We start from the raw sequence: 18,903 nt of genomic DNA on the forward strand, positions 1-18,903 counted from the left end.
CTGAAAAATCATGAAAACCAAAAAGCTGCTTTACTTAGGCCTGATCATGCCCTTTGTGTTTTGGGTAAGCATGGCCATTGCCGGCGAATTGCACGGCAACTATAATCCCTTTGTGCATACCGTGAGCGAACTGGGTGCCATTGGGACAAATTCCGAAGGTTTTATGGCCATTGCCATGCTCTGTTGCGCAGTAATGAGCTTGTTCTTCGTAATAGGTTTATGGCGTGTTTGCAACGAGATGGAAGTGAGCATCGCGCCTGTTTTAGCTACGCCAGCCTGTGCAATCATGTTTGCCTGGACATCCGTTTTTCACCTCGGGCATCCATTGCATGGGGTAATTGGTATGGTGCCCCTACTGCTTTTTATTGGATCGTTGCTGAGCGTGTTGCTGTGGAGATCTCAGCAGCTGCAAAACCTGAGAAAGCTGTCTTTGCTAAGTTTTTTGGTGATGGCATTGGTTTTTCTGCGTTTTGTTCCTTCGTTTCAGCAACATTTTCCTGGTTTGGTACAACGCTTTTTTCACTTGGGCTGGTCAATATGGTTTGTGTGTATGGCTTTTAGCTTTATCAAGTTGCTCAACACCAAATACAATTATGTTCCCGTCATTAACGATTAGCATTTAACAGAGGAAAGCTATGCAAACAATAAGAACATGGGGATTAATCCTACTCGTAATGGGAGCTTTACCAAGCATGTTGGTGGCGCAAACCAAGAGGCAGGCTGAAAATAGTTTCTTTGTCAAGGGCCAAGATCTTATCTTCGAATTTATAAAGGCAAATAAAAAAATGGCCAAAATAATCGCGCGCGAAAATGGAGCTTTTGCGGCAGAATTAAAACGAATTAAATCAAAACAGCTATGAAAAGAATATACTTAATGGTAGCCCTGGTTGCGGTATTGGCATCGGGTTGCAAATTTGGTGGCAATGCCAACAGCCAATCGATCAGCATCAGAAACAACGCCGAAGGCTACAATTTTCAGGCTTCTTACCCCGAGCGGAAAAGCAAATACGTGGTAGATTATGTAGAGCGTACCTTAAAAGACGATCGCATTTTTGATGCGGCAGCAAAGAAGGATGCCGAGATTGTATTGGGCGATGGCAGCCGGTTTTACCTGAAGGCTTATCCGGGCTATATCGAAGTAGACTTTAAGAAAAACAAAAATTCTTTTACTTCGTACCAAAAGCTGAAAGATTTGTGCCTTGGCATTAAAGATGCGCTTAAATAATTCAAAGCCCCGAAAGCTGTAGCTTCGGGGCTTTTTTTGAAACAAATTATTTGACCGTATAATGGTAAACGGCTCTTCCCAGATTGCCGCTTTTGTCGAGCCCTTCAACTACCACTCGGTAAGTACCTCTGCCATCGGCATTGAAAAACTCGAAATTGAAATTGCCTTTCTCGTCGGTAATTACCTTAGGATTCCAATAAATGGTTGTTCTTAAGTCGTTGCTGTTGATTGGTGCACCGGGTAGGTATTTTGGAGAATAGAACTCTCTTTCCTTGGCATATCCAGGTGGCGAATAGGTAATGATATTGGTTTTGGGCAGCATGTCCATCAACTCTTGCTTGCTAATTTTTTTGCCTACCGGAGCCTTTTTGGTGTTGATCACCATCACGCCTCGGGTTCCGTAAAGACGATCTACGGTTCCCAAATCGTCTTTTAAGAAAATCTCCACCGATTCTACTTCTGCGGCGTTTACACCATTGATATCTCTGGCATCAACCGGATTTCCATTGATGAAAACCTGGACCGGCGTTCTCGAACCCGAGTTAAAATCTCTCGAAACATAAAAGTTCTCATTGTCGAAAGTAAGGCCGGTAGCCATTGTTTTCAGACATTGCAACAACATCGTACAGCCCGAGCTAAAACGATCGCCACTTATCATGTGATCGGCATTTGGACTAAGGCCAGAAAGGGTTGCGTGATCACTGTGGCTCGGTTTTTTAATCGGAGCGCCTTTAATTTCTACGGTTTTTAAAGTGCGCAAATACCTGTACTGCTTTTGGCTGTTGTTCAGGTAGGCCGATAATGTGGTGTCGATATTGGCCACTTCGTCGGCGATGTTTGGATTTCTGGATGCCGCCGGAGAGGGAACGCCATCGAGCATGATCATCATATTGGCCGAATTTGCATTGTATTTGGCGCTGATGACCACTTGCGACGAATCGGGAATGTTAAGGTTCTGGAAGTTGAACACGCCCATGTTGGTGGTCACGGTTTCGGCCGAAATCGGTTTTCCGGTTACCATTAAGCGCATGGCACCCTTTCTAATCGGCATGCCGGTACGATCTCTCAATGTGCCTGTAATGTTCATGCCCTGCTCTGGCAACAGGTTAATCAGCGGATATTCTCCGGCTAGGATAGATTTATAAGAAAACCTGCGATAGCCTTGCGTAAGCATGAGCTTGTCTAAATCGGCCAGTTTTTTTTCGTCGGTTTTGATAAAGTAATAGTTTGGTTTTTCGATGTAGCCTTTAAGGTCGGAAGTTAGCAAAAGCGAGCTTAAGATGGTGGTTTCGCTGTTTTCGTCAACTGGTACCTTTTGTTCGTCGGTTACCGATACCGAGAAATCGCCGGCTACCGGAAGATTGGCACTCTTGGCATCAAGCGATATTTTTACCTTTTGGCGAGGCTTGTACAAGGGCAGATCGCTTTTTACGGTCAGGTTAAGGGTGTTGGGATGGAGGATAAAAACCAAACGTTCGCTCAAAGGTTTGCTGTTGGCATCGAACAAAGTCAGCTGCACAATACCCGATGGGAAGTTGCCTTTAGGAATTTTGGTAATGATAACCTGGTTTTTGAGCGGTGCCTTGGCAGCATAGTAAACCACGTTCGAATTTTGGGCCACTACAAAAAAGGTCTTGTCTTTGTTGGCTTCAAAATAAGGCGTATTGGCCAGAATCTTTAAATTGACAAATTCGGTATTCGAATTGATTACCTGCAGGCTAATGCCATTGGCACTTGCCTTTGGCAGTTCGTAAATGCTGGAAGAACCATCTTTAAAAGTAGCTTTGGCTCGGTAAACCTTGCCGGCTTCGGGGGTAATGAAAAACGAACCCATGCCTGCAAACGCAGTGTTAAAAGTGGTGATCTCGTTGTTTTGGTCGTCGATAATGCTGCCTTTCACCTCAACGCCGAGCCCAGTAGCTCTTACGGCCTTAAAGCCAACTTGGTTCGGAATGCCGCCCACCAGTTCGCCCCCTTCAGGGAAAAACTGAAAATCGACGGCATTCACGCTCTGCTTCAAATCGAAACTTGCATTGACAGTTTCTTTTTCGCTAATGCTAAGCGAAGTTATAATGTTGCCTTTGGTAATGGGTTCGCCGTTTTTGCTGGTTACACTAATGGTCAATACGCCATTTTGGTCGGTAGTACCCTTGCCCTTGGCAAATACATCGTAATTAGAATAGACCTGCCAGTTGACCGTTTTGTTGGCATAAGCCTTTTTGGTCATGTCGCGAAACTGGATCTTGGCATTGGTCTTGATATTTTTGTCGCTCTGCTCATTGGCAAAGGTAATGTTGGTAATGAGTTGCTTGTCAATCGCTTCGCCTATCGGGATGGTTTTGGTAAAGAAATAAGCGTTGTCGAAATTGGCCATCCACAAGGTATAGGCCCTTACATAATAATTGCCCTGTTTGTAGGTATTCATATTCAGCGGAATATTGCCGTAGGCCACGCTGTTTTTTACCGGCAGCTTAACTGTTTGTACCAGCGAATCCTTGGCCGTCCATAGTTCTACATAAACAATCTTGCTCAATGGCGAAGGCACATTCTGTTCGGTAGTTACATAAGCCTTGAACCAAACCGTATCGGCCACCGCATAATAGGGCTTGTCGAAATGCACATAAACCTTTTCTATAGGCTGTTCGTCAGAAAGTCTTTTGGTTTTGCTAATGATATTGCTGAGGGCCACGCTGTCTTGCTGGGCACTGGCCGATAGATTAAATAGGAGGGTGGAAATCAGGAAGGCGAAAAGGATTTTGCTCAGTTTCATCAATTGTCGTACTTGTTGAATGTTCGCTAATATATTGATTATTGATGGATAGAAGCTTATTGTAACTCATCTTTAACATATTTTTACAATAAGGGGCTTGCTGCTGTAATGCGTTTGGCGGATAGCGGAGTACGTTTGATAAAAATTGATGAAGCTTTCAAAACTTCGAAAGCGTAACCAAAAAAAACGGACGACTGTAAACAATCGCCCGCTTTTTTATTGCCAATGGGATAAGCAATTTCTTCGGCAAACCAAAAGCCTGCCTTTTCGTCTATTTTATTTGAATTCGATTACAAAATCTGCAAGCGATTGACGTACTTTTTTCAAGCCAGCCAACCAGTCGCCGGCTTCATCGCGATAACCCAAAGGCAACAACGATACGCTGCGCAGGTTTTTAGCGCTTAGGCCTAACAACTCGTCAACTTTGGCATTGTCAAAACCTTCCATTGGGGTAGCATCCACTTTAAGCAAGGCCGCTTGTGCAATAGCCATACCAAAGCCGATGTAGGCCTGACGGGCAGCGTGCTGAAAATTGATTTCGGCTTCGCGGTCAACCAGCATGCCTTTTAAGCGGGCTACATATTCGGCTGTAGCTTCGGCCAGAACGCCACGCTCTTGGTTGGTTCTGTTAAATACTTCGTCGATGTTTTCGTGGGTATAATTGTCCCAGGCGGCAAAAACCAACACATGTGATGAGTCTACAATTTGCGATTGGTTAAAGGCGTGAGGCAATAAGGCTTGTTTAAGTTCGGGATTGGTGACCACGATTACCTTGAATGGCTGCAGGCCAGATGAAGTTGGTGCCAAGCGGGCGGCTTCTAAAATAAGGTCCACTTTTTCTTGTGGTACGGCTTGGCCGTTCATTTTTTTGGTGGCATAGCGCCAGTTCAATGCTTCTATTAATTCCATTGTATTATTCTAATTTTTATGTGATTTTTTAATTATTGATGTTCATGATAAAACCCTGTATGGCATCTTGCAATACTTTTTGCTGCAGTTCGCCAGGGGCAGCGGTCAGGTTGATCATGTTAATGGAGCTCAGCCCATGCAAGATCGACCAAAAAGTGTGGAACTTTAAAGTGGTTTGGGGACTACACTCGCCACCCTGCAACTGTTTGAGGGAGGAAATGATGATGTCGCCAAAACGGCCAATTTCGGCTATTTCTTTGGCGCGGTCGCAGTTGGGTACGCCTAAACCAAACATAATCTGGTAGTATTCGCGGTGCGAAAGGGCAAAGTCATAATAGGCTATGGCGATGAGCTTGAGCTGTTGCGCCGGATCTGCCGATTGCGCTTTAGCGGCCAAAGCGGCATCGCCCAAAAGGATAAAGCCATGTCTGATAAAATCTTCCATAATGGCATCCTTGTTTTCGAAATGGTTGTAAACCACCGGCAGGCTGTAGCCTATTAGCTCGGCAATTTTGCGGATAGAAACCGCAGGCCAGCCCTCTTTGAGCATAATGGCGCGGGCGGCTTCCAAGATGGATTCCTTTTGTTGCTCGCGCTGCTTTAACCTACGTTCTGTAACTGCCATTTCATAAAAAAGTTAACACTGTTAGCAAAAGTAGAATGCCTTGTTCAAAACTGAAACATCAAAAATAGTTTATGACCAAAAAATGATAGGAATAGGTGCTTGATGAAAACATTTGAAACATAATGACGTTTAAATATATACTATGCAAGCATAATGAATATGTTTGTTCCTAATTCCTTAACGTTATGAAAAAGCTTTTTTTGATTGCTACATTATTAGCAGGCGCGTCTCTCTCTACTTTTGCCCAGGAAGGAAGGGGTTTTTACCTGAAGCCAACCGGGAGCTACTTTTTAAAGGTTACGCCGGTAGAGTTCCCGAATGTGGGTTCGCTGCAGCCACGTGATTACGTGTTTTCGATCAACCCTTCGTCGGGTGCGCAGACACGGATTTCTGAAAGCGCCATAACAGGTTCGTTTGGCCAGGGCTGGCGTGCCGGTTTAACGGGAGGTTTCAGGTTCAATAATGTAGTGGCAGTAGAATTGGGCGTCAATTATTTCCAAAGCGAGAAAAATACCATGGCCAAGCAAACGGGCTACATCGGCAATAACCGGGTATTGGCCTTAGAGGCTGTTGGACAGGTTTCGGCGTTGGATTTAACCCCAAGCCTGGTTTTTCACTTGCCAACGCAAATGAAATTTAAGCCTTACCTCAAATTGGGAGCGGTAGTTCCGGTATATGGCTACCTAGATATCAATACTACGGTCAGCGACCAAACCGGTACCATTGCCAAAACCGTAAACCCTAACTTTGTGGCCGTCGAGCTTACCCGTTCTGAAAGGGTAAAACCTAAACCAACGCTTGGCTTTATTGGTGCTGCGGGCTTTAACTATCCGATTGGCAAAAACATCAGCTTTTTTAGCGAAATCGAATATCGAAACGTATCTGTAAACAGCGACAGCAAAGAAGTTAAAAGTTTTAATGCTATTGGAACCTTGGCCAATGGAACCAAGGTAAACGTTGGATTGAACGATTTGCCAACTGCGGTAAAGGAAACCAATTACCACAAAACGTTAACGCCAAGCTCTAATGTGGCAGGCACGGCAAATTACAACCCGAACCAACCTAGTGATGATTTAAAATCGTATATCAACATTGGGGGCTTGGGCTTAAATGTGGGCTTGAAAATCGGGATATAGATTTCTCCTTGCCGATAACTATCACAAAAAAGCCTCTTCTTGATTTATATTAGGAGGAGGCTTTTGCTTTTAGCGTGTTTTAACCATTAAGGAATTAAGAGGGTTAAGCTTGGCTGGCTTTGTATGTTTAGGCCTTTGAATGGCATAACCCTTAATATCCTCAATGCCTCAATGGTCCAATGATTTGTATGTTTTAACCATTAAGGAATTAAGGCAATTGAGCCAGGCTGTTTTGTATGTTTAGGCCTTTGGATGGCATAATCCTTAATATCCTCAATTTCTTAATGGTTCAAGCTAATACTAGTGTTTCAGCTTTGCTTTGAACAGTTTTTCCAGTTTTTCCATTTTGGGCAAAATAACCAGTCGGCAGTAAGGCGCTTCGCCGTTTTTGAGGTAATAGTCCTGATGGTAGTTCTCGGCCACATAAAAAGGCTCGGCCTTGGCAATTTCAGTAACCACTGGCTTGCCAAAGGCATTGGTTTTGTTCAGTTCTGCCTTATATTTTTCGGCAATTTCTTTTTGCTCATTGTTATGGTAAAAAATAACCGAGCGGTATTGGGTGCCAACGTCGGCGCCTTGCCTGTTCAGGGTCGTGGCGTCGTGGCTTTTCCAGAAAACTTCCAGTAGTTCGTCGTAGCTTATTTTTGCCGGATCGTATTCCATTTCAATAACTTCGGCATGGTTGGTGGTTCCCGTACATACCTCTTCGTAGGTAGGATTGGCCACATCGCCGCCCTCATAGCCCGACTTTACGTTCGATACGCCGTTTAATCGCTGAAATAAAGCTTCGGAGCACCAAAAACAGCCCATGCCAAAAGTGGCTTTTAGGGTTTTTGGTTTTTGGGCGTTTGCATCTTGCATAGATAGGAGGATTAGTGCCATAATGGTTAGGTATTTCATCTGGTGAAAATATAATGTTACGCTTTGTTTTAGTAAGTATACGTAAAAGGACGCATTAAAGTTTTCTAAAATAAAAAATGTACTTCTTGCTGACAAAAACCCGAATTACGCTAAACTTTCAGATTTGTTAATAACTTAACAAATTGTTTTGTAAATTGTTAGGTGGTAAAAATAGGCGGGTTTAAACTTTATTAACATATCTTTTCTAAATTTAAATATTCATTAAAATAAAATCATATGTCTACACCGTATATTCCATGCCTAGATTTGGGCACCTACATTAATGGAAACGAGGAGCAACGCAAAAAGTTCTCCGACGAACTGGGAAGAGCCTTCAACGATTCGGGCTTTGTAACCATTACCAACCATGGCGTAAGTCAGGAATTGATTGACAAGCTGTACGAAAACATCAAAGCGGTTTTTTCCCTTCCGGTAGAAACCAAACGCAAATACGAAAAACCAGAACTGGCCGGTCAACGTGGCTACACCAGTGCCGGTAAAGAAACTGCAAAAGGTGCTAAAACTGCCGATTTGAAAGAGTTCTGGCAAATTGGTCAGGAAGTATCAGATGGCGATCCGATCAAAAAAGAATATCCAGATAACGAAGTGCTGGAAGAACTGCCGGAATTTAATACGGTTACCCGCGAAATTTATGTAAAACTGGAAGAAAACGGCAAGCACCTGCTAAGGGCTATCGCTACTTATTTGGGTTTGCCAATCGATTATTTTGACAAACACGTACACAATGGCAACTCTATTTTAAGGGGCATCCATTACTTCCCAATTGAAAACCCTGATTCGTTACCTGATGACGCGGTTCGTGCAGGTGCACATGAGGATATCAACCTGATTACCTTGCTGATTGGTGCCAGTGCCGATGGTTTGGAGGTATTGACCAGAAGCAACGAATGGTTGCCAATTAAAGCCCACCATACCGATATTGTGGTAAACGTTGGCGATATGTTGCAACGCTTAACCAATAACAAACTGAAATCTACCACGCACAGGGTAGTTAATCCGCCAAGAGAACTGATGAAAACTTCGCGTTTCTCGGTGCCTTTCTTCTTGCACCCACGTTCTGATATGGACTTGACCAGCTTGTCGTCAACCATTGATGCCGAACACCCGAAAGTGTACAGCGACATGACTGCAGGCGAGTACCTGGATGAGCGTTTGAGAGAAATTGGATTAAAAAAATAACCCATTCAAAAACGAAAAGGGCAGCTATCTGAATAGGTAGCTGCCCTTTTTTATGGCTTGATGGTGCTAGTTTTGCAACAGGCTCCTTACCGATACTTGCGGAGCTTCGCCTTTGGGTACAATAAAAATGGCATCGCTTTGCAAGGTTTGACCAGCATCAAAATAATAGCCTGCCACTACGGCCATAGTTTGGCTCACAAATTTGCCGTCTTTGTCTTTGCCCGGATAAGTAACCGTAATCGTGTGAGCTTTCATGCCCACGTCTAGCTTTTTCGAAGTGAGCCTGGCGCCAGTTGCATTTAAGCAATTCAGTTCCACAATTTTGCTTTTGAGCGCTGCTGATAAATCGGTGGATGAAGCCAACCTTACGTTAAATGATTTCTGGCTGTTGTTTTTTACGGTGGCCACCACCTTGTAGCGGTCAAAGCTTTGGTCTTTTACATCGATACTTTCTTTGTTAACGATGTTGAAGGTTACGGCAATGCCGTTCAGGTCTAGGGTTTGGCCATCTTTAATCTGTTGGGCTTTTGAGGCGCTGACAAAGCCCGCAACGAGTAAGGCTAAAATAAAAATAGTCTTTTTCATGAAGGGATGATTTTAAGGGTTGAAAAGGTACTTGAAGATAAGTGTTTTTCATGATTTTCGCCAATACCGCCCCAAAGCCATCAATTTAAATTTCAAAAACCCTTCTGATTTCGTTGGCATAAGAACGGCTCGATTTGAGCCTGATTTCCTGTATTCCCTTCATGATGAACACAAAAACACCATTAAAGCTTCGCCTGATTTCGACAACTTGATTGTTGTTGATGATGATGCTCCGGTGTATGCGCATAAAACCTTCGCCCAGTTTTTCTTCCAGCGTTTTTAACGTAAAATCGGTGATGTACTTTTTGTCGTCTTTGGTATAAATGAAAACATATTTGTCATCGGCTTCCACATAATTGATATCGGCGATTTTGATCAGCACAAAGCGCTCGCCAATTTGCAGGCTCAGGGTAGTCGCTTTTTTGGCTGGTTCGTTCAGGGCAAGTTGCCTAATGGCCTCGAAGTTGTTTTTGATGACGTTTTTTTGCAGTTTCTGAATGGTTTTTGCCAATCGATCTGCTTCAATGGGCTTTAACAAATAGTCGATGGAGTTTTCTTCGAAAGCCCTGATGGCATACTGATCATAAGCCGTAGCAAAAATAACGATGGGGTGGAACTCCAATTTGCCGAGCATCTCAAAGCCATTGAGCATGGGCATTTCTATATCAAGAAAAATAACATCAGGTTTTAAGAGATTGATGAGTTCGGCTCCTTCTTCGCCGTTGGCCGCTTCGCCAATAATGACGATGACATCGGTATAAGCAGCCAGCAATCTGCGCAGTCGGCTTCTGGCCAGGGGTTCGTCGTCTATGATTAGGGTTTTAAGCATGGGCTAAAGGTATTTTGATCTGAACCATTTTTTCGGGATTGTTGATGAGCTCCACTTTGCCATTGGCTCCATAGAGCAGTTGGACTTTATCGAAAGTGCTTTGCAGGCCATAGCCCAACACTAAATCGGTGGCAAAAGCTTGCCCATTATCGGCCACCTGAATAACCAAATCAGAGGCCTCGGCAAAAATATTGACCTTTAAGCTGCCGTTTGTGGCGTTGTATTTGAGGCCGTGTTTCAAGGCATTCTCTACCAAAGGCTGTATCAAAAACCGGGGGATTTTGGTGGCATATAGCCCGTCGCCGATATTGACCTCAAAGGTAACCCTGTTTCCAAAACGTATCTTTTCTATTTCCAGGTAGAGGCTAAGCAATTCGGCTTCCTCCCTAATGCTCACCAGGTTTTCTTGGCTCTGGTTAATGCTGTAGCGGAAAAGTTTAGAGAGCTTGATGGTCATTTCTTCGGCCTGGTCGGGATTGTCTTTAATGAGGCCCGCAATAGAATTTAAGGCATTGTATAAAAAATGCGGATTGATTTTCGCCTGCAGGGCCTCCAGTTCGGCATTCGACCTCAACTCGTTCATTTTATGCAGTTCGAGCTCTTTTTGGTTCAGTTTGTTGGCCTGAAGGGCTTTCCGGTAAATGTCTACATAAATGAGCGTACAGACTACCAATACCAAAATCGAATCGAAGAGGTAGTCTTTGGTGTGCGGAAACTGGCTTTCCCAGTGGTAAAAATAGCCCAGCACCAAATAGGTCAGTTCAACGGCCATGATCATGCCTGCAAAACTGATGAGGTAATAGATCGTAAAATTGCGCCATACGTTTTCCCAGTTGCGCAAGATCTTGGTAGAAGTGGCAAAATGGACCATGTTGGCAATGGTAAGCGAAATGCTGGTGCTAAAGGTGAGGCTGGCAATCAGGTATTCGACCGGTTTTAAGGCATTGGCTATGGCCGATTGTGCAAAATAGACCAATAGCCCAAGTATAAGCCCCATAAGGCCATATTTGATATTGGCTCGAAGCCAGCTTTTTCTGCACCAGGTTAACATATTGCAAATTGGCGAATTTTTTAAAGATATTGAGCTAATAATTGTTCGGTTCTTGCCTTGCCCCAATTCGGCGATAAATCGCTTGCAGGTTTAAATGCCTCAAATTTTTGTTTGGCCTTTTCTAAAATGGGTTTGGCAACGGCTTTGCCGCCTCCAAAGTTTTCTGGTGTATAAAATGTATTCTGTCCTTTGATGAGGTAAATGCGTGGGTTTTCTGGATTAAGCGCCTGTGCTTTTTCTAATGCTGCTTTCGAGGCGCCCACAAAATTAAGGCGGTTCATGGGATCTATGGATACTTTCATGTACTGCACATAGCCACGCAAGGCATAAACTTCGTCGTTGTTGTCGGTTATTTTTTCGGCTTTGTCCAGCAATTGAAGCGCAAGGTCAAAAAAGGCATCCTTCTCTTTGGCATTGGTTTCGCTCAAACCAGCTACCAAATTGGCATAAGAAGCATAATACAAAGGCAACCAAGCAGTAGGCTCGGCATCGGCAATTCTGCTAAAAGTGGCAGCTTGGGTAACAAAATCGCTTTTTTCCTGTGCTTTGTTCAACGAGGCAATCGCATTTTGCATGGCCTTAACATAAGGCGTGTTTTGGGCTTTGGCTAGGGTTGTAAATGCCGCTAAGCTGATTAAAATGATCAAGTTTTTCATTGTGATTTGATTTTTGGTGAATGGATAGGTTAATTGTAAAAGGTATTGTCGCCTATGGTGATGATCAGGCCCAGGATGATGTTTCTTTTGGTTGAGGGTGTAATGGGCGTACGAACAGCTCCGTCGGCCGCATAGTTGTAGCCGTATATCTGCCGAAGCCCCAAAACATTGCCCACATTGACGTAAACTACCGCCAGTTGCTTAAACAAGGTGGTGATGTAGTTTGCGTTGACGCTGATGTCGTGATAATTTGGACTTTTATCTGTCAAAAAACGCGGATTATTCGGGTTGTAATAGGTTCTTCCGGTGGCAAAAACATAGCCTGCGTTAAGCTGGGTCTTGATGTCGGCAAAGTATTTTCGGTAAAAGATGTTAAAGGTGTGTTTAGAGGCAAAGCCCGGTGTGGCCAGTGTAGGGTAGTCTAGGTAGTTTCTTTTGGTGTCGAGAAAAGAGTAGCCAATGCGATATTCGGCACCCTTGATGCTTTCCTTATCCCGCCAAAACAGGTCAAACCCTTGTGCATAGCCATCTCCATTGTTGCTCAATAAGCCATCCGTTGTTTTGATTAGTTGGCCGTAGGCTTTATAATAGGCTTCGACCCTTAAGTTATAGCCCGATTTTTTGTACTCGAAATTTCCTACGTAGCTATCGGCGGTTTGGAAATCTAGTTTTGAACGCAACAAATATTCGTCGGCTGGCGATTGAAAATAACGGCCATAACTGAGGCCCGTTTGCGTGAAGCTGTTCAATTTATAGGTGCACGAAATTCTTGGAGAGAGGTTGGATTTGGCGAGATAGGAGGAATATTCGCCCCTTAGTCCGGCCCGAACGACCAATTTTCGGCTCAAGTATAAATCTGTTTCTGCAAAAGAGGCCGACAATTGGTCGTTATAGCTTCGCGATAACTCGTTTAGCGATTCCCCCCGATCGGTATAGAATGTTTCGGCCCCAAAACGGATGGAAGATAGTTTGCCGATATAGTGTGTTGCCACAGCACGCAATTGCAGCAATTTGTCCAACCGTTCTACATTTCCGGCCATTATTTGGATATAATCTTTGGTATAGCTGTAGGCAATGCCGGTTTCCAGTTTCCACAACGGCGATAGTGCATCTTGATAGGTGGTGTTGAGGTAAGAATTTTTATTGTGGACCACCGCAAAATCATTGATGCTGTTTGGGCTGAGGCGGTTTAGCCCAAGCTTCGAATCGCTGTAATCCATATAGTATTTGAACATGCCGGTTTCGCCGATGCGGTGCATAAATTGCGCACCTATAGCTGCCGTTGCCGGTGGCTTGATCCAATCTATTTGCGAGGGATTTAAGTAAGTATAATTTGGTTTGAGGTTATAGTAGCTGCCTGTTAAAACCAGTCCGCTGTTTTTTAAATTGATGTTTTGCTGGGCCTCAACACCTACCGAAAGCAGGCGGAGCGTAGTACTTGTTTTTTCGGGAATGTTGTTGGTTTGGAGCGATAAAACAGAAGATAGCGCCTGCCCAAACTGTGTAGCATAGCCGCTTGTAGAAAAATCGGTGCTTCTAAAGTTGAAGGCCGATAAACGGGCCCGGGACGAAAGCCCCTGCACATTGGCATTGATCGGGTTTTTCATGAGCATGCCGTCGATAAAAGTTTTGGTTTCTGCGGTAGAGCCTCCGCGAACCAGCAGGCCACTTTCGCCAAAAGCCATTTGTGCGCCTGGCAGGGTTTGCATGGCCCCAAAGATATCGGCCGCCATGCCCGGCGTGGTGGCAATATCCAGTGCGCTTAACGAAATCCCCTTTCCCTGAATGCCCGAAACAAAGCTCCCTATCCCAATGGTAACGGTATTCAGCGAATTTGATTTTTCCGTTAGGCGGAAATGCAGGGCGTCAACAGGCTTGTTTAAATCGATAATTAGGCTATCGGTTTCATAACCCATTGCCTTAACCAATAGGGTTTTAAGCCCTTTTTCGCTGGTGGTGAAATGAAATTTACCCGTGCTGTCGGCCGTGGTGCCATCGTAGCTGCCCTTGATGCCAATAGAGGCAAAGGGAATGGCTTGATGAGTAACCGTTGTAATATTTCCCTTAATCATAACCTGGGCTGCCGAGTTGCCAAGTGTCAATAGAGAAATAGACAAGAAGCTGAGCAAAAAGTAAAGCTGTTGCGATTTCATGCCTCAAATTTGGCACTGGAAAGGCTTTTTGCACAGCGATTTCCGACGAATGGTAGCTTTTTAGCGACGAGTTGCCGCTAGGCTATAAAAAATCTTGTGGCAGTCTTTCTAAGATAATGGCTATCTGTACCAGCTGAAATAAGGAGATTTTGGTTTCTCCATTTTCAAGTTTCTGGTAACTGCCCAGACTTAGCCCCAATTTATAGGCCATAAAAGCCTGACTATACTTCTTTTCGGTTCTAAAACTGTTTATTTTGTGTGTTTTAAATGCCTTCATTTCGTTGGCACTTAGTAATGTAGCATGTCGGATGATTTTTAGCTCATTGATCTTTGGTCGTTTTGATTCTAATGGCATAAAAATAGAAATAGGTTTAGGTAGAAGACTGTTGGAGCTTTGCAAAAGCCAATCGACGTTTCAAATCTTCGATTTCGTTATCTTTTGTTTTTAACTTCAGTTCAAGTTCTTCTATCCACTTTGCTTGTTGAAGAATTATTTTCTCCATAAAATTATACTGTTTATGGTGCTGTACGGTGGCATCTTTTGGAGGGCTGCTTTTTTCAGCACAACCTATAAAATCTTCTATTTTTTTCTCCAAAACGGTGGCGATCTGGGCCAATCGGTCTAAAGTAATTTTTACGTCGCCGGTTTCTATTTTTTGATAGGCGCTTTGGGTAATGCCCAGTTTATTGGCTACAAAGGCTTGAGAATAGCGTTTCTCATCTCTGTACCTCCGCATAATGCCGCTCTTGATGGTATTCATTTGGTTCGGTTTGATCAGGTGTTATCAATATTGACAACCTGCTAGCCGAAAACGGGGGGATGAATTCATTCTTTATGGTAATAAAGTTATTCCGTTATTTTTTCGCTTTGGGAACAAGTACTTGTAAATTTAGCTAAGAGATAAGGGCTTCGTACAAAAAACACGAGCCTCGCGAATATTAATCACGCTTAAGTAAACCTGGCGAAAAGAGGTTTGCCCAAACTAAAACAACTTTAACGATGAAAAAAATGAATTTGCTCGGCAAAGCTGAGATGAAAAAAATTGTTGGCGGAAGTATCATGCGCCTGTTCTGTACAACGCCATACGAAATACAAAGTTGGCCTAGGCCTAATTGTAATCCTGCTACAGCAGATGCAGAATGTCGAGCCCTCTATGCTGACTATTCTGGTTCTGTAACCGGAAGCTGCGGCCAGATCATCCCAACCTAAATAACAGGATGGTTCTAAGCTTGAGGCAATCTCTAAGGTCGGTTATAAATGAATAAAGGGAGCGGTAATGCTCCCTTTATATTTCAAAAACGTTTTGTTGTATTTAGCCTCAATCAATTGTTTCCTTTGTCGATGGCCTTGTTGATGGCATCTTGAATGCGTGGGCGGATGTTCATTTTCAAGAGGTTGTCAGAAACCTGCGGATTTACGCGGTTAGACAAAAAGATGTAAACCAATCCTCTCGACGGGTCTACCCAAACCCCGATTCCGGTATAGCCCGTATGTCCAAAAGTTTGCGAAGAGGCCAATTCTGATGGATATTTCTTGCTCAAATCCGGGTCCCAACGGTCAAAACCCAAACCCCTGCGGCTTACGTTAGACTGTTTGCTGGTAAAGGTTTCGACGGTTTGGGGCTTAAAGTATTGCTCGCCTCCGTAAGTTCCTTTATTGAGCAATAGCTGGTAAAAGATGGCCAAATCGTTGGCATTGGCAAATAAACCGGCATGGCCAGAAACGCCACCTGCCAAAGCCGCGCCCTGATCGTGCACGTAGCCTTCTAAAAGCGTCTTTCTAAACACCTTGTCGTCTTCGGTAGGTACAATCTGGTCTTTGCTGAAACGGTTTCTAGGTAAAAACCCGGCTGTGTGCATGCCCAATGGCGTGTAAAAGTTGTCGAGCGCGTATTTGTCCAAAGGTTCTTCGGTAATGTGTTCTACAATATCCTTCATTACGTACATGCTGATGTCGCTGTATACATAAGAACCACGGGTTTTAATGGGCGAGTTGAGCATCTTTGGCCACATGAAATCGCTAAAAAATCCCTTTTTGATGTAATAGTTATCGGCCACTTTGGTAGGGTAGGCCGCCGAAGAGTCGCGGCTGTAATCGCCTTCTTTAACAAAATTCTGAAAAGGGATGTAGGGAATGAAACCGGCCTGGTGCAGCATCACTTCGCGCACATTGATGTTTTCCATCGGCGTATTGCGCGCTTTCGGAATGTAATAGCCAATATTGGTGTCGAGCTTTAGTTTGTTTTCCTCTACCAAACGCATGACGCTTGGCGTAGTGGCGGTGGTTTTGGTTACCGAAGCCAAATCGAATATATCGGTTACCTTATCAGGCATGGTATTGGCATAGGTATGAAAACCGTAGGCTTTGTTGTATATCACCTTTCCGTCTTTGGCTACCAGTACCACCAAGCCTGGCGTTGCCTTGCCAGCGATGGCTTCGGCAGCAATCTTGTCTATTTCTTTGAGATTTTCGGTGTTTACGCCAGCATCTTCGGGTACGGTATACTTTAAGCGGGTAACCGCGGTTTTAAAGCCCGAGCCTTGCGTGTATTTGCCAGAATAGCTTTTGGTCAAGGTTTGTTCGGCGGCTATACCTCCAAAAATTACCTGTGGAGCAATCATGGCGGCTTCGGCACTTTGCTGCGGGCTCCATACAATTGGCGAGCTCAGGTTATCGAATGCCGATAGGTTTTTGCCATCGCCAAACAGTACCAATACCAGCTCTTTGTGCTTGGCCACATTGCTAATGAAATTAAGGTAGCGACCATTGCCGGCCATTTGATCGGTTAAGCCAATAATTACCGTGCTAAAATATTTAAGATCGTCTTCCAGGTCGTTTAGGGTAACAGAGTCTTTGTATTTTTCGGCATTAAGCGATTTTACATCGGCATATTTGTTAAGCAGGCTGTCGAATGGCGCTTGGTAAACGAAGCCGAGATTTACCGAAACGAATTTCTTTTCGGCCAATTTGGTGATGGGAATAAATCCTTGCTGGTTGTTTAAAAGTACATCGCTTTTGGCAATGGCATTGATGTTTTTAAGTCTGTTTTCGTTCTGTTTGTGGTCTTGGGCGCATGCACTTAACGTAAAAACGGTAGCTAGGCAGATGGCAATTACGCCAGCCAGGTTATTTCTCATATACTTTTTCTCCATTCAGGTAGGTCTTTAATACTTTGTTGTCTAAAATCTGGTGTGGCGCAGCTTTCATGATGTCCTGGTCCATCAGTACAAAATCGGCGAGCTTGCCCACTTCCAGGCTTCCTTTTTCTTTTTCTTCAAAATTGGCTTTGGCGGCCCAAATGGTCATGCCTCGCAAAGCTTCTTCGGGTGTAAGGGCATTTTCCATCTGGAATCCTCCGCTTGGATAATCTTTGCTGTCTTTTCTGATCGTTGCCGCATAAAAGGTAAGCATCGGGTTAATCTGTTCAACCGGGAAGTCGGTGCCCAATGGTATCCAACCATTTTGGGCCATCAATTGTTTGTAGGCATAGGCACCTTTTATTCTTTCGTGGCCTAAACGGTCGGCTGCCCAGTACATATCTGAAGTGGCATGGGTAGGTTGTACCGAGGGTATCACGTTGGTTTTGCCGAAGAGGTCAAAATCGCTTGGGGCTACTACTTGGGCATGCTCAATGCGCCAGCGCTTATCGTTTTTGCCTTTAAGCACCTCATTGTAGATTTTTAGGATGCTGCGGTTGGCCGAATCGCCAATGGCATGGGTGCACATCTGAAAGTTATGCTGGTTTATTTTTTGGGCTACTTCCTGAAAGTGTTTGATGTCGCTCAGCAAAAATCCCGATTTTTTGGGCATATCGGTATAAGGATGCAATAGGCAGGCGCCCCTCGAACCTAATGCGCCATCGGCATAAACTTTAAAGGCACGTACATTTAGTCGATCGGTTTTTATAGCGCCCCGTTTAAACAGGTATTCGAAGTTTTTTTCGGCATCGGCGAGCATTACATACAAACGCATTTTCAGGCTTTTGTCGGCCTGCAGTTTTTCAATAAACTCAACGGCATCATAGTCCAATCCGCAATCGTCTATGGTGGTGAGGCCTACGGCGAAGCAGTTTTTTTGTGCATCCAACAACATTTTTTTGGCTTGAATTGCATCTGGCGAAGGTACTTTGCTGGCTACGAGTTCAACCGCATTGTCGATGAGCAAACCGGTTAACTTGCCGTCTTTTTCAACAATATCGCCACCGGTTAAGGTAAACGATTTGGTGATGCCCGCCTCGCTCAATGCGATATCGTTGGCAATAGCCGCATGGCCATCTATCCGTTCCAATAGCACGGGTCTGTTCGGGAAAAGCTTGTCTAGTTTTTCCCGGGTTGGAAACTGCTTGTCGGGCCAGTCGTTTTGGTCCCAGCCACGACCGGTAAGCCAGCCATCGGGATGCGTTTTGGCAAATTCGCTCAGCCTGTCTAAAACCTCATCCCAGCTATTGGTGTTTCGTAAATCGGCCGTTTGCAGGCTTTGTCCGTAGCCGAAAAAGTGGGCATGGGCATCGATAAAACCAGGGTAAATGGCTTTGCCTTGCGCGTCAAGTTCTTCTTTGGCTTCGTATTGGCCACGAATGGCCGCGCTTTTGCCGAGGCTTAAAATCTTGCCGTCTTTGATGGCCATGGCCTCTACTACATCAAACTTGTCGTTAACCGTATAGATCTTGGCGTTGTAAACCACCAAATCTGCCCTTGGCTTGCTGCAGCTGCAAAAAACAGCCAATAAAAGGAATAAGGATAAAATCTTTTTCATTTGTGTGTTTAGTTTTTTAAAAGGTCATGAGGCCGTTAGGGAGGTGTTTTTAGCCATCTTTCTGGTTTGTTTGATCTCTCCTCCCTTCTTGCACCACGACGGTTTCAT

The 18,903-nt window shown here is 44.3% G+C and carries 19 protein-coding genes; 6 read left to right on the plus strand and 13 right to left on the minus strand.

Annotated features, from left to right (window positions below):
* The first annotated feature begins 10 nt into the window (after positions 1–10).
* From VRU48_RS18130 to VRU48_RS18140, 3 genes are read left to right on the plus strand one after another with little or no spacing between them, the layout of a single operon-like run.
* Positions 11–616, plus strand: a complete 606-nt coding sequence (locus VRU48_RS18130; protein ID WP_330109335.1) for a DUF998 domain-containing protein — start codon at positions 11–13, stop codon at positions 614–616.
* Positions 617–635: 19 nt separating this feature from the next.
* Positions 636–860, plus strand: a complete 225-nt coding sequence (locus VRU48_RS18135; protein WP_330109336.1) for a hypothetical protein — start codon at positions 636–638, stop codon at positions 858–860.
* Positions 857–1,225, plus strand: a complete 369-nt coding sequence (locus tag VRU48_RS18140) for a hypothetical protein (RefSeq protein ID WP_330109337.1) — start codon at positions 857–859, stop codon at positions 1,223–1,225. The genes VRU48_RS18135 and VRU48_RS18140 overlap by 4 nt, the downstream gene beginning before the upstream one ends.
* A gap of 46 nt (positions 1,226–1,271) precedes the next feature.
* Here VRU48_RS18140 and VRU48_RS18145 read toward each other — a convergent pair whose 3' ends face one another.
* From VRU48_RS18145 to VRU48_RS18155, 3 genes are all read right to left on the minus strand, one after another.
* On the minus strand, positions 1,272–3,995 hold the full coding sequence (locus VRU48_RS18145; protein ID WP_330109338.1) for a carboxypeptidase regulatory-like domain-containing protein: 2,724 nt from the start codon (positions 3,993–3,995) through the stop codon (positions 1,272–1,274).
* A 276-nt stretch (positions 3,996–4,271) separates the two neighbouring features.
* The gene (locus tag VRU48_RS18150) at positions 4,272–4,904 is read right to left on the minus strand and encodes an NAD(P)H-dependent oxidoreductase (protein WP_330109339.1); all 633 of its coding nucleotides are present in this window, start codon (positions 4,902–4,904) and stop codon (positions 4,272–4,274) included.
* A gap of 28 nt (positions 4,905–4,932) precedes the next feature.
* Entirely contained in the window at positions 4,933–5,529 is a 597-nt protein-coding gene (locus tag VRU48_RS18155; protein WP_330109340.1) for a TetR/AcrR family transcriptional regulator, read from the minus strand.
* A gap of 185 nt (positions 5,530–5,714) precedes the next feature.
* Between VRU48_RS18155 and VRU48_RS18160 the strand changes: the two genes are divergently transcribed.
* On the plus strand, positions 5,715–6,665 hold the full coding sequence (locus tag VRU48_RS18160; RefSeq protein ID WP_330109341.1) for an outer membrane beta-barrel protein: 951 nt from the start codon (positions 5,715–5,717) through the stop codon (positions 6,663–6,665).
* 300 nt (positions 6,666–6,965) lie between these two features.
* Here the strand turns inward: VRU48_RS18160 and msrA are convergent, their stop codons facing one another.
* Entirely contained in the window at positions 6,966–7,565 is a 600-nt protein-coding gene (gene msrA, locus VRU48_RS18165; protein ID WP_330109342.1) for a peptide-methionine (S)-S-oxide reductase MsrA, read from the minus strand.
* A gap of 237 nt (positions 7,566–7,802) precedes the next feature.
* Here msrA and VRU48_RS18170 point away from each other — a divergent pair, with 237 nt between their 5' ends.
* Positions 7,803–8,765, plus strand: coding sequence for an isopenicillin N synthase family dioxygenase (locus VRU48_RS18170; protein WP_330109343.1), 963 nt, complete (start codon positions 7,803–7,805; stop codon positions 8,763–8,765).
* Between the two features lie 66 nt (positions 8,766–8,831).
* Here the strand turns inward: VRU48_RS18170 and VRU48_RS18175 are convergent, their stop codons facing one another.
* The 7 genes from VRU48_RS18175 to VRU48_RS18205 all read right to left on the minus strand — a co-directional run bounded on the left by VRU48_RS18175 (position 8,832) and on the right by VRU48_RS18205 (position 14,800).
* Positions 8,832–9,350: a hypothetical protein gene (locus tag VRU48_RS18175; protein WP_330109344.1), complete on the minus strand. Its 519-nt coding sequence runs from the start codon at positions 9,348–9,350 to the stop codon at positions 8,832–8,834.
* Between the two features lie 85 nt (positions 9,351–9,435).
* Entirely contained in the window at positions 9,436–10,179 is a 744-nt protein-coding gene (locus VRU48_RS18180) for a LytR/AlgR family response regulator transcription factor (protein ID WP_330109345.1), read from the minus strand.
* Entirely contained in the window at positions 10,172–11,176 is a 1,005-nt protein-coding gene (locus VRU48_RS18185; RefSeq protein ID WP_330109346.1) for a sensor histidine kinase, read from the minus strand. The genes VRU48_RS18180 and VRU48_RS18185 overlap by 8 nt, the downstream gene beginning before the upstream one ends.
* 74 nt (positions 11,177–11,250) lie before the next feature.
* Entirely contained in the window at positions 11,251–11,886 is a 636-nt protein-coding gene (locus VRU48_RS18190) for a hypothetical protein (protein ID WP_330109347.1), read from the minus strand.
* A gap of 29 nt (positions 11,887–11,915) precedes the next feature.
* Entirely contained in the window at positions 11,916–14,039 is a 2,124-nt protein-coding gene (locus tag VRU48_RS18195) for a TonB-dependent receptor (RefSeq protein ID WP_330109348.1), read from the minus strand.
* An 82-nt stretch (positions 14,040–14,121) separates the two neighbouring features.
* Positions 14,122–14,394, minus strand: coding sequence for a helix-turn-helix domain-containing protein (locus VRU48_RS18200; RefSeq protein ID WP_330109349.1), 273 nt, complete (start codon positions 14,392–14,394; stop codon positions 14,122–14,124).
* 16 nt (positions 14,395–14,410) lie between these two features.
* A complete protein-coding gene (locus tag VRU48_RS18205; protein WP_330109350.1) occupies positions 14,411–14,800 on the minus strand; it encodes a helix-turn-helix domain-containing protein in 390 nt (129 codons plus the stop codon).
* Between the two features lie 239 nt (positions 14,801–15,039).
* Between VRU48_RS18205 and VRU48_RS18210 the strand changes: the two genes are divergently transcribed.
* Positions 15,040–15,249 carry a hypothetical protein gene (locus VRU48_RS18210; protein ID WP_330109351.1) on the plus strand — a complete coding sequence of 70 codons (210 nt, stop codon included), beginning with the start codon at positions 15,040–15,042 and terminating at the stop codon, positions 15,247–15,249.
* A gap of 113 nt (positions 15,250–15,362) precedes the next feature.
* On the opposite strand, the gene VRU48_RS18215 is transcribed toward VRU48_RS18210, so the two are convergent.
* Together VRU48_RS18215 and VRU48_RS18220 are read right to left on the minus strand one after the other, a co-directional pair.
* On the minus strand, positions 15,363–17,192 hold the full coding sequence (locus VRU48_RS18215; protein ID WP_330109352.1) for a serine hydrolase domain-containing protein: 1,830 nt from the start codon (positions 17,190–17,192) through the stop codon (positions 15,363–15,365).
* Positions 17,167–18,795, minus strand: a complete 1,629-nt coding sequence (locus tag VRU48_RS18220; protein ID WP_330109353.1) for an amidohydrolase — start codon at positions 18,793–18,795, stop codon at positions 17,167–17,169. Before VRU48_RS18220 ends, VRU48_RS18215 begins: the two co-directional genes overlap by 26 nt.
* Positions 18,796–18,903 lie beyond the last annotated feature (108 nt).

Origin of the sequence: Pedobacter albus, assembly GCF_036324255.1 — a bacterium.
GTDB classification, from domain to species: Bacteria; Bacteroidota; Bacteroidia; order Sphingobacteriales; family Sphingobacteriaceae; genus Pedobacter; species Pedobacter albus.